1 pseudogene is annotated in these 658 nt (G+C 73.7%); it reads right to left on the bottom strand.

What is annotated here, in order from left to right:
- Nucleotides 1-658 (bottom strand): annotated as a pseudogene (locus tag EAO75_RS43685) (hypothetical protein); the annotation flags it as partial.

The raw sequence follows: 658 nt of genomic DNA, 5'->3' as shown, positions 1-658 counted from the left end.
CGGAAGGCCAGGTAGATGGTGGTGATCGCGGTGAGCAGGCCGAGGGCGCCGAGGGAGAAGGCGACCGTCCAGGAGGTGTTGCCCTGGTAGTCGACCGGGCCCTCGAAGCCGAACAGGCCGTACAGGACGTGGGTGATGCGGTCCGCCAGGCTCGGGTCGCCGAGCAGGGTCTTCGGGTGGGCGCTGACGATGACCAGGCCGAGGGCGAGCGAACCGGCGCCCATGAGGACGAAGTTGGCCAGCGCGCGCCAGCGGCTGCGTGGGTCGGGCAGCGCCGCGAACTGGTCGCGGTGGCGCAGTTCACGTACCGCCACTCCATCATCGGCGTCCTCATCTCCCTCGCGCTGCTCGCGCCCCTGCTGCGCCACCGCTCCGGCCGGCAGCAGGATGACGGCCGCGCGCCACGCCCGCCGCTTGCAGCGCTTGAGGCCGTGCGCGAGCAGCAGCAACAGCACGCCGGCGCTGAGCGACAGCGCCGCCGCGAACGGGCCCGTGGAGCCCGGCAGCACCTCGGCGATGGCGTGCATACGGCTGTGCCGGAAGCGCGGGAAGACGCCGGCGGCGACGTCCAGCAGGCCGACCACGGCGCAGGCTCTGCCGAGGAGGACGGGAACGGCTTCGGCGCGCGGGCCGCGCAGCAGCTGCCGTACGCGGCCGG

It is taken from the genome of Streptomyces sp. UW30 (genome assembly GCF_008042075.1).
Taxonomy (GTDB): Bacteria; Actinomycetota; Actinomycetes; order Streptomycetales; family Streptomycetaceae; genus Streptomyces.
This window is presented reverse-complemented; position numbering and strand designations above follow the sequence as displayed.